Source organism: uncultured Pseudomonas sp., from assembly GCF_913774235.1.
Classification (GTDB): domain Bacteria; phylum Pseudomonadota; class Gammaproteobacteria; order Pseudomonadales; family Pseudomonadaceae; genus Chryseomonas.
In genome coordinates, this window is record NZ_CAJYDW010000011.1 from 150,564 (window position 1) to 161,096 (window position 10,533).

At 58.4% G+C, this 10,533-nt stretch carries 7 protein-coding genes, 3 tRNA genes and 2 rRNA genes; 4 read left to right on the forward strand and 8 right to left on the reverse strand.

Features of this window, described 5'->3' with window-relative positions:
* Positions 1-21: 21 nt before the first annotated feature.
* From ahpF to QZ471_RS09565, 4 genes are all read left to right on the forward strand, one after another.
* A complete protein-coding gene (gene ahpF, locus QZ471_RS09550; RefSeq protein ID WP_295463067.1) occupies positions 22-1,581 on the forward strand; it encodes an alkyl hydroperoxide reductase subunit F in 1,560 nt (519 codons plus the stop codon).
* A gap of 204 nt (positions 1,582-1,785) precedes the next feature.
* Positions 1,786-2,451: a gamma-glutamylcyclotransferase gene (locus tag QZ471_RS09555; RefSeq protein WP_295463069.1), complete on the forward strand. Its 666-nt coding sequence runs from the start codon at positions 1,786-1,788 to the stop codon at positions 2,449-2,451.
* Positions 2,448-2,675: a TIGR02450 family Trp-rich protein gene (locus QZ471_RS09560; RefSeq protein ID WP_295463071.1), complete on the forward strand. Its 228-nt coding sequence runs from the start codon at positions 2,448-2,450 to the stop codon at positions 2,673-2,675. Before QZ471_RS09555 ends, QZ471_RS09560 begins: the two co-directional genes overlap by 4 nt.
* Positions 2,676-2,800: 125 nt before the next feature.
* Positions 2,801-3,061 (forward strand): hypothetical protein, encoded by a 261-nt coding sequence (locus QZ471_RS09565; RefSeq protein ID WP_059228066.1) that lies wholly within the window; start codon positions 2,801-2,803, stop codon positions 3,059-3,061.
* A 46-nt stretch (positions 3,062-3,107) separates the two neighbouring features.
* Here the strand turns inward: QZ471_RS09565 and QZ471_RS09570 are convergent.
* From QZ471_RS09570 to QZ471_RS09605, 8 genes are all read right to left on the reverse strand, one after another.
* Positions 3,108-3,194 (reverse strand) — tRNA-Leu (locus tag QZ471_RS09570).
* A 107-nt stretch (positions 3,195-3,301) separates the two neighbouring features.
* Positions 3,302-3,375, reverse strand: a tRNA-Cys gene (locus QZ471_RS09575).
* A 36-nt stretch (positions 3,376-3,411) separates the two neighbouring features.
* Positions 3,412-3,487: transfer RNA gene (locus tag QZ471_RS09580), tRNA-Gly, on the reverse strand.
* 60 nt (positions 3,488-3,547) lie between these two features.
* Positions 3,548-4,108 (reverse strand): CDP-diacylglycerol--glycerol-3-phosphate 3-phosphatidyltransferase, encoded by a 561-nt coding sequence (pgsA, locus tag QZ471_RS09585; RefSeq protein WP_059228064.1) that lies wholly within the window; start codon positions 4,106-4,108, stop codon positions 3,548-3,550.
* Positions 4,109-4,139: 31 nt separating this feature from the next.
* Positions 4,140-5,966, reverse strand: coding sequence for an excinuclease ABC subunit UvrC (gene uvrC, locus QZ471_RS09590; RefSeq protein ID WP_295463075.1), 1,827 nt, complete (start codon positions 5,964-5,966; stop codon positions 4,140-4,142).
* Position 5,967: 1 nt separating this feature from the next.
* Positions 5,968-6,612 carry a UvrY/SirA/GacA family response regulator transcription factor gene (uvrY, locus tag QZ471_RS09595; RefSeq protein WP_295463077.1) on the reverse strand — a complete coding sequence of 215 codons (645 nt, stop codon included), beginning with the start codon at positions 6,610-6,612 and terminating at the stop codon, positions 5,968-5,970.
* Positions 6,613-7,335: 723 nt separating this feature from the next.
* Positions 7,336-7,451, reverse strand: a 5S ribosomal RNA gene (gene rrf / locus QZ471_RS09600).
* A 158-nt stretch (positions 7,452-7,609) separates the two neighbouring features.
* Positions 7,610-10,514 (reverse strand): 23S ribosomal RNA (locus QZ471_RS09605).
* Between the last annotated feature and the right edge of the window lie 19 nt (positions 10,515-10,533).

Genomic DNA, 10,533 nt, shown 5'->3' on the forward strand with positions numbered 1-10,533 from the left:
TTTTACGGAAGCCACGCCGCCATGTTGGACGCTAATCTGAAAGCCCAGCTCAAGACCTACCTCGAACGCGTCACGCGCCCCATCGAGATCGTCGCGTCCCTCGACGACGGCGCGAAGTCCCGTGAAATGCTCAGCCTGCTGCAGGACATCGCCGGTCTGTCCGACCAGGTCAGTCTCAGCACCGACGGCAGCGATGCCCGCCGTCCCTCCTTCGCCCTGCTGACTCCCGGTCAGAACATCGACCTGCGCTTCGCCGGTCTGCCCATGGGCCACGAGTTCACTTCCCTGGTACTGGCCCTGTTGCAGGTGGGCGGTCATCCGTCCAAGGCCAGCCAGGACGTCATCGAGCAGGTCAAGGCGCTCGACGGCGACTACCAGTTCGAAACCTACTTCTCGCTGTCCTGCCAGAACTGCCCCGACGTGGTCCAGGCCCTGAACCTCATGGCCGTGCTCAACCCCCGGGTCAAGCACGTGGCCATAGACGGGGCCCTGTTCCAGGACGAAGTCGAGCGCCGCCAGATCATGGCCGTGCCCAGCGTCTACCTCAACGGCGAACCCTTCGGCCAGGGCCGCATGGGCCTGGAAGAGATCGTCGCCAAGCTGGACACCGGCGCCGCCGCCCGCTCCGCCGACAAGCTCAACGCCAAGGACGCCTTCGACGTCCTGGTCATCGGTGGTGGCCCGGCCGGTGCCGCAGCCGCCGTCTATGCCGCGCGCAAGGGCATCCGCACCGGCGTGGCCGCCGAGCGTTTCGGCGGTCAGGTGCTGGACACCTTGGCCATCGAGAACTTCATCTCCATCAAGGAAACCGAAGGTCCGAAACTGGCCATGGCCCTGGAGGAGCACGTCAAGCAATACGAAGTCGACATCATGAACCTGCAGCGTGCCTCTCAGCTGATTCCGGCCCACGACGCCGGCGGCCTGCACGAAGTCCGCTTCGCCGATGGTGGCTCACTCAAGGCCAAGACGCTGATCCTGGCCACCGGTGCCCGCTGGCGCGAAATGAACGTGCCGGGTGAACAGGAATACCGCAATCGCGGCGTCGCCTACTGCCCGCACTGCGACGGCCCCTTGTTCAAGGGCAAGCGCGTCGCCGTCATCGGGGGTGGTAACTCGGGCGTCGAAGCTGCCATCGATCTCGCCGGCATCGTCGCCCAGGTCACCTTGATCGAGTACGACGGCCAGTTGCGTGCCGATGCCGTACTGCAGCGCAAGCTGTTCAGCCTGCCCAACGTGACCGTCATCACCAGCGCCCTCACCAGCGAAGTCAAGGGCGATGGCCAGAAGGTCAACGGCCTGGTCTACAAGGATCGCAACTCCAGCGAGTTCCACCACATAGACCTCGAAGGCGTCTTCGTCCAGATTGGTCTGGTGCCCAACACCGACTGGCTCAAAGGCACCGTGGAGCTGTCGCCGCGCGGCGAGATCGAAGTGGACGCCCGTTGCCAGACCTCGCTGCCTGGTGTCTTCGCCGCTGGCGACGTCACCACCGTACCCTACAAGCAGATCATCATCGCCCTGGGCGAAGGTGCCAAAGCCTCCCTGGCTGCCTTCGATCACCTGATCCGCACCAGCGCCTGATCCGTGAGAACTGTCCAAGCCCGGCCTTTGCCGGGCTTTTTTTCGCCCGCCGGTTCTCCGCCTTGGCATGCTTCTGGCTGCGCTCTAACCAAGCGTCATAAAGATGGGCATGAACGGTCTATGGGTTCCCAGCATACTTTCGTTAGGATCTTATGACCGAGCCCCCAGACTCGGCAGCTCTTGCGGTTGAGGATCAGGCACCCTATGCATAGTCAGAGTTCTTCCAGCGTTTTCGACTCCTACCCGCCCAAGCTAGCGCCTGCTACCCCCCTCACCCATCCGGAACTGGTCGCTTCCCTGGAAGCCACCTTGGAGCAACGCCAACCCGGTCCCGTCTGGCTGTTCGCCTACGGCTCTCTGATCTGGCGTCCGGAATGTCCGGCGGTCGCGGTCCAGCGCGCACGGGTCCACGGCTATCACCGCGGCCTCTACCTCTGGTCCCAGCTCCACCGCGGTACGCCCGAGCAGCCAGGACTGGTGCTGGGCCTGGATCGTGGTGGCTCCTGCTCGGGCTTCGCCTACCAGCTGCCGGACGAACAGCTGGACGGCCACCTGCTGGCGTTGTGGAAACGCGAGATGCCGGATGGTTCCTACCGTCCGCGCTGGCTCAATTGCCACTTGGAAGACGGCAGCAAGGTCCAGGCGCTCGGCTTCGTCCTCAGGCGCAACCTGCCCTGCTATGCCGGCAGTCTTCCCGACGACATCCTCAACCGCGTCCTGACCGAAGCCTGCGGCCATTTCGGCACCACCCTGGACTATGTCGAACGCACCATCTCGGCGCTCAGGGCCCACGCCATGCCCGATCGCAACCTCGAGGCCCTACTGCAGCGCTATCGTCGTGCCCCCTTGCTGGAAGCCATCCAGGGATGAGTGGTAGACGCATCAATCCCCACAAGCTGCTGAACAGCAAATGGACGGCAACTCAGCCCCGCGAACGCCAACGGCACTTCATCGTCACCCGCGTGCATCTTCCCGAAGTCGATACCGACCCGATCAAGCTGATAGATCTACAAGCCGTTCTCACTCGACGCACCTGGACGCTGGACTGGCACGAGCTGCTGGATGCAGAATGCTGGTTGCAAGGCTGGCAATGAAATCCCGAACGCAGGGCTGTGATTTGCGACTAGCATCGCGATAAGACAGCACTCCTCTGCAAAGGTGAAACCCTGTAGCAGCCACTGCTGTCACAGTGCCATCTTTGAACAGGAAGCTTTTTCGGATGACCCTCTATGTTGAACTCGCCAGCGCCTTCAATACCCTGAAAGGCGGCTTCGAGCCGTTGCGCTGCGTGATTTCGACCCGAGATCAGCGCGCCTACGACGTCGAGGTCTTCTCCCGCAGCGGTCAATCCGTCCTCAAGCGTCCCATCGCCCGCACCGAGCTGCTCGACGCCGCCATGCTCGAAGCCTTCATCCTCGACAGCCGCTCCCGCATCGAGCGAGACGCGGATGAAACACCCTACTGGACGATCCCTTCCTGAACGAAAAAGGCCACTCACGCAAACGTGAGTGGCCTTTTTCTTTGGATGGTACCCGAGGCCGGAATCGAACCGGCACGACCGTTAAGTCGAGGGATTTTAAGTCCCTTGTGTCTACCAGTTTCACCACTCGGGCAGAACCGAACCCACAAATGATCGGGCCCGTAAAACCTGATCCAGTATTCACACATCGCTGGATGATGAAAAGCCCCGTAGACCTAGGATCTACGGGGCTCTCAATAGTGGAGGCCGAGGTCGGAATCGAACCGGCGTACACGGATTTGCAATCCGCTGCATGACCACTCTGCCACCCGGCCTCAAACCTGAATGTCTTGCGACACTCATGTAAAACATGGAGCGGGAAACGAGACTCGAACTCGCGACCCCGACCTTGGCAAGGTCGTGCTCTACCAACTGAGCTATTCCCGCTTGGTGACGGGCGCCATTCTATATCAGCCACCCAGCATGTCAACCTATTGATTCAAAAACTTATTTTTTTTTCTCAGCGTTCATCAGGTGCGGCCAGGCGGCCATCAGATAGGTGCACATAGACCACAGTGTCAAAGCCGCGGCGACGATGAGCAAGGCGTACCCGCTGATCACCCAGAAGGTCAGTTGCGGCGGATTGGCCAGCAGGATGACCAGTGCCAACATTTGCGCAGCGGTCTTCCATTTACCCAGGCTGGATACCGCGACCTGGGCCCTGGCACCCAGCTCAGCCATCCACTCGCGCAGCGCCGACACCACGATTTCGCGGCCGACGATGATTACCGCCGGGAGGGTCAACCAGGCATTGGCGTGCTCCTGTACCAGCAATACCAGCGCCACCGCCACGATGAGCTTGTCAGCCACGGGATCGAGAAAGGCGCCAAAGGGCGTGCTCTGCCCCAGCCGACGGGCTAGGTAGCCATCCAGCCAATCGGTGGCACAGGCGATGGCGAAGACCGTACTGGCCGTCCAGTAACTCCAATGCACCGGCAGGTAGAAGAGCACAACGAAAAGGGGAATGAGGAAGACGCGCAGTACGGTAAGCAGATTTGGGATATTCATTGGCGCGGCTATTGATGAACGTGGGGCGATTCTACTCGCTGTGCAGGGCGGCATAAATCTGCTCGGCCAGCTTTTTGCTGATGCTGGGAGACTTGGCGATCTCCTCGATACTTGCACGCTGCAATTCTCGCAAGCCGCCAAAATGCTTCAGCAGCTCCTGCCGACGCTTGGGCCCTATCCCTGCCACTTCTTCCAGGGAGGAGGTTCGACGCGCCTTGCCCCGACGAGCACGATGCCCGGTAATCGCAAAACGGTGCGCCTCATCGCGGATCTGCTGGATGAGGTGCAGCGCGGGTGAATGCGCCGGCAGGGTGAACTCGTTCGAAGGATCGTCCAGATACAGGGTCTCGAGACCGGGCTTGCGGGTGACGCCCTTGGCAACGCCCAGCAGCACCAGGTCAGGCACCGCCAGCTCGCGCAACACTTCCCGCGCCATGGCCAGCTGTCCCTTGCCACCATCTACCAACAGGATATCCGGCAGCTTGCCCTCACCCGCCTTCAGGCGACTGAAACGCCGGGTGAGCGCCTGATGCATGGCGGCATAGTCGTCACCCGCCGTCACGCCTTCGATGTTATAGCGTCGGTAATCGGACTTGAGCGGCCCCTCGGGGCCGAAGACCACGCAGGATGCCACCGTCGCCTCGCCGCTGGAATGACTGATATCGAAGCACTCCAGCCGCTGTGGTGGTTCGGGTAGGTCGAGGGCCTGTACCAGGGCATCGAAACGCAGCCCCATGTGCTGACGATTGGCCAGACGAGTGTTCAGCGCCTGCTCCGCATTCGTCACCGCCAGTTGCTGCCAGCGTGCTCGGGTACCTCGCACGCGGTGGGTAATGGCCAGTTGGCGCTTGTGAACCTCGGCGAAGGCATCGATCAGAGTGGCGAAGTCTTCGTGAAGCGAATTCACGATGATCTCTTCGGGCAAATCTCGCTCCAGGTAGGCCAAGTAGTACTGCTCGAGGAACGCGGCCAGCACCTCGCTGGAATCCTCCTCAATACCTACCTCCGGGAAGAAGTTCTTGCTGCCCAACACCCGTCCACCTCGAACGGTAACCAGGTGTACACAGGCCCCGCCAGGATTGACCATGGCGGCGATGACATCGACGTCCCCGCTGCCGCCCTCGATGCTCTGCTGATCCTGCACGCGCCGGACCAAGGCTACCTGATCACGCAGTTCGGCCGCTCGCTCGAACTCAAGATTGATTGACGCCTTTTCCATCTTGGCCTGCAGCTCTTCAGCCAAGGCATTGCTGCGTCCTTCGAGAAACATGGCGGAGTGGCGAACGTCCTCCGCGTACTCCTGCTCACTGACCAAGGCGACGCAAGGACCTTTGCATCTCTTGATCTGATACTGCAGGCAAGGTCGGGTCCGATTACGGAAGTAGCTGTCATCGCACTGCCTGACCAGAAAGGCCTTTTGCAGCAGGTTAAGACTTTCGCGAATAGCACCGGCGCTGGGATAGGGCCCGAAGTAACGCCCCTTCCCTTTTTTCTCACCGCGGTGGATGGTGAGCCGAGGATACTGATCTTCGGTCGAGAGATAGACGTAGGGATAGGACTTATCGTCCCGCAGCAAAATATTGTAGGGCGGACGCCACTGCTTGATGAGGTTCTGTTCGAGCAGCAGGGCTTCGGTTTCGTTGCCGGTGATGGTCGTCTCGACCTGGGCAATCTTCGAAACCATCGAAGCCGTCTTAGGCGCCAAACCGGTCTTTCTGAAGTAGCTGGAAAGCCTGTTCTTTAGGTTCTTGGCCTTGCCGACGTAAAGCAACTTGCCAGCCTCGTCGAACATCCGGTAAACACCGGGACGTCCGCTGCAGCCGGCTAGAAAAGCTGCAGCATCGAAAGATGAATTCATATCAACTCGTGGCGTCTACCATGCCGTGACGAACGGCCAACATGGCCAGTTCGACATCGCTGGTAATCGATAATTTCTCGAAGATCCTATAACGGTAGGTATTCACGGTCTTGGGCGACAGGCAAAGTTTGTCGGATATGACCTGGACCTTCTGACAACCGGCAATCATCAAGGCGATCTGGATCTCGCGCTCGGACAACTGATCGAAAGGCGAGGCCTCGGCCTTCGACTGGAAGGGCTTCAAGGCGAGTTGCTGAGCGATCTGGGCACTGATGTAGCGGCGACCGGCGAATGCCTGCTTGATGGCCGTGATCATCTCCTCGATGTCGGCGCCCTTGGTCAGATAGCCAGACGCACCGGCCTGCAGGAGGCGGGTAGGAAAGGGATCTTCCTCGCAAGCGGTAACGACCACGACCTTCATGTCTGATTGGCTGCGGAGAAGCTTGCGAGTGGCTTCGAGCCCACCGATACCGGGCATCCTGACATCCATCAGCACTACATCAGGATTCAGTTCTCGGGCTAGCTTGAGTGCGCTTTCCCCGCTGTCTGCCTGGCCAACGACCTGAATTCCCGCTACATCCGCCAGCATCCTGACGATGCCGGTACGGACAAGATCGTGATCGTCGACAACCAGCACTTTGATCAAAATCGAATCCTCTTCACAGACGCTGTCAGCGCCTGTATTCACCCAAACGAAATATCCAGGAACCTTACCGACCCGCGGGATAAGATCCTAGGGCCCAAGGTAAATTTTGCCGGTACGGCAAAAAAAAGGGGTACGACGCTGCGCACCCCTTGACTGTCAGCCCCAAGGCTGTTGGTCATTGTATACCGAAAAAACGCAGAAGAATGAAGCGCATCCAGCGTCTCGCTGGCAAAGGAGATGTTCTGGCTATCAGCGGTACGCACTACCTGGGCCTGAGGGTCTGTAACTCTTGCGCTGCGTTTCGGACTAGCCCCACCACCCTCCTGGCAGTCCATCCCGCCCCCACCTCCTCGCACAGCTCTTCATCCCCTCTTCCCCCGAGAAAAGGGGAAGCTGAAGGAACGGCTAGCTTCAGAGCTTCATGCGAGCTGCCTGATCGCGGCCATGGGCCGCTCCTACGGTAAAACTCCTGCAGGAGCGGCCGCATCGGCGGACTACCATGGCCACGATAACAGTCCGGCGCAGCCGGGCTGCTTTTGCTCTTGCGCTCTTGCAGACTCTCAGTCGCGCGTTATCCAACGGACACCCCTCAAGCCTGCCAGGTGCACCGCCCTTGGCCCCCTCTCCCCGGGGGAGAGTGCTCGAACTCCCGTTCGACTTTCTTCCGCCCCAAAGACAACACCCCCGTCAGAGTGAACTGAGCGGGGGTGCTGGGTATTAGGCGCTTGACGATGACCTACTCTCACATGGGGAAACCCCACACTACCATCGGCGATGCATCGTTTCACTTCTGAGTTCGGGAAGGGATCAGGTGGTTCCAATGCTCTATGTTCGTCAAGCAATTCGGTTGGCTGACCAGGCGATAACGCTGCCTGGCTGGCCCAATTGGGTCGGTGATCGAAGTAGACAACTCGTCTTGGGTCTTGCGAACCCACGCGCCGTTTTCGGCATCGTCTTCCTCACGCTCTGACACGCGGTCAGATTGTTTGGGTGTTATATGGTCAAGCCTCACGGGCAATTAGTATCGGTTAGCTCAACGCCTCACAGCGCTTACACACCCGACCTATCAACGTCGTAGTCTTCGACGGCCCTTCAGGAAGCTCAAGGCTCCAGTGAGATCTCATCTTGAGGCAAGTTTCCCGCTTAGATGCTTTCAGCGGTTATCTCTTCCGAACATAGCTACCCGGCAATGCCACTGGCGTGACAACCGGAACACCAGAGGTTCGTCCACTCCGGTCCTCTCGTACTAGGAGCAGCCCCTCTCAAATCTCAAACGTCCACGGCAGATAGGGACCGAACTGTCTCACGACGTTCTAAACCCAGCTCGCGTACCACTTTAAACGGCGAACAGCCGTACCCTTGGGACCTACTTCAGCCCCAGGATGTGATGAGCCGACATCGAGGTGCCAAACACCGCCGTCGATATGAACTCTTGGGCGGTATCAGCCTGTTATCCCCGGAGTACCTTTTATCCGTTGAGCGATGGCCCTTCCATTCAGAACCACCGGATCACTATGACCTGCTTTCGCACCTGCTCGAGCCGTCACTCTCGCAGTCAAGCTGGCTTATGCCATTGCACTAACCTCCTGATGTCCGACCAGGATTAGCCAACCTTCGTGCTCCTCCGTTACGCTTTGGGAGGAGACCGCCCCAGTCAAACTACCCACCAGACACTGTCCGCAGCCCGGATTACGGGCCTACGTTAGAACACCAAACATTAAAGGGTGGTATTTCAAGGCCGGCTCCACGCAGACTGGCGTCCGCGCTTCAAAGCCTCCCACCTATCCTACACATCAAGGCTCAGTGTTCAGTGTCAAGCTGTAGTAAAGGTTCACGGGGTCTTTCCGTCTTGCCGCGGGTACACTGCATCTTCACAGCGATTTCAATTTCACTGAGTCTCGGGTGGAGACAGCCTGGCCATCATTACGCCATTCGTGCAGGTCGGAACTTACCCGACAAGGAATTTCGCTACCTTAGGACCGTTATAGTTACGGCCGCCGTTTACCGGGGCTTCGAACAAGAGCTTCTCCTTACGGATAACCCCATCAATTAACCTTCCGGCACCGGGCAGGCGTCACACCGTATACGTCCACTTTCGTGTTTGCACAGTGCTGTGTTTTTAATAAACAGTTGCAGCCAGCTGGTATCTTCGACTGCCTTCAGCTCCACCCGCGAGGGGTTTCACCTACCGACAGCGTGCCTTCTCCCGAAGTTACGGCACCATTTTGCCTAGTTCCTTCACCCGAGTTCTCTCAAGCGCCTGGGTATTCTCTACCTGACCACCTGTGTCGGTTTGGGGTACGATTTTGTGTTACCTGATGCTTAGAGGCTTTTCCTGGAAGCAGGGCATTTATCACTTCAGCACCGTAGTGCCTCGTCGTCACGCCTCAGTGTAAAGTGAACCGGATTTGCCTGGAACACACACCTACACGCTTAAACCGGGACAACCGTCGCCCGGCTGATATAGCCTTCTCCGTCCCCCCTTCGCAGTAACACCAAGTACAGGAATATTAACCTGTTTCCCATCGACTACGCCTTTCGGCCTCGCCTTAGGGGTCGACTCACCCTGCTCCGATTAACGTTGAACAGGAACCCTTGGTCTTCCGGCGACAAGGTTTTTCACCTTGTTTATCGTTACTTATGTCAGCATTCGCACTTCTGATACCTCCAGCAGCCCTCACAGGCCACCTTCGACGGCTTACAGAACGCTCCCCTACCCAACAACGCATAAGCGTCGCTGCCGCAGCTTCGGTGCATGGTTTAGCCCCGTTACATCTTCCGCGCAGGCCGACTCGACCAGTGAGCTATTACGCTTTCTTTAAATGATGGCTGCTTCTAAGCCAACATCCTGGCTGTCTGGGCCTTCCCACATCGTTTCCCACTTAACCATGACTTTGGGACCTTAGCTGGCGGTCTGGGTTGTTTCCCTCTTCACGACGGACGTTAGCACCCGCCGTGTGTCTCCCGTGATAACATTCTCCGGTATTCGCAGTTTGCATCGGGTTGGTAAGCCGGGATGGCCCCCTAGCCGAAACAGTGCTCTACCCCCGGAGATGAGTTCACGAGGCGCTACCTAAATAGCTTTCGGGGAGAACCAGCTATCTCCCGGTTTGATTGGCCTTTCACCCCCAGCCACAGGTCATCCGCTAATTTTTCAACATTAGTCGGTTCGGTCCTCCAGTTAGTGTTACCCAACCTTCAACCTGCCCATGGCTAGATCACCGGGTTTCGGGTCTATACCCTGCAACTTAACGCCCAGTTAAGACTCGGTTTCCCTGCGGCTCCCCTATACGGTTAACCTTGCTACAGAATATAAGTCGCTGACCCATTATACAAAAGGTACGCAGTCACACCACGAAGGTGCTCCCACTGCTTGTACGTACACGGTTTCAGGTTCTGTTTCACTCCCCTCGCCGGGGTTCTTTTCGCCTTTCCCTCACGGTACTGGTTCACTATCGGTCAGTCAGGAGTATTTAGCCTTGGAGGATGGTCCCCCCATATTCAGACAGGATACCACGTGTCCCGCCTTACTCATCGAACTCACAGCCTGTGCACCTTTGTGTACGGGAGTATCACCCTGTACCCTGCGACTTTCCAGACGCTTCCACTGATGCACAAGCTGATGATGGTTCTGGGCTCCTCCCCGTTCGCTCGCCGCTACTGGGGGAATCTCGGTTGATTTCTTTTCCTCGGGGTACTTAGATGTTTCAGTTCCCCCGGTTCGCCTCATACAGCTATGTATTCACTGCATGATAGTGTGACGAGTCACACTGGGTTTCCCCATTCGGGTATCGCCGGTTATTGCGGTTCATATCACCTTACCGGCGCTTATCGCAGATTAGCACGCCCTTCATCGCCTCTGACTGCCAGGGCATCCACCGTGTACGCTTAGTCGCTTAACCTCACAACCCACAGGCGTTT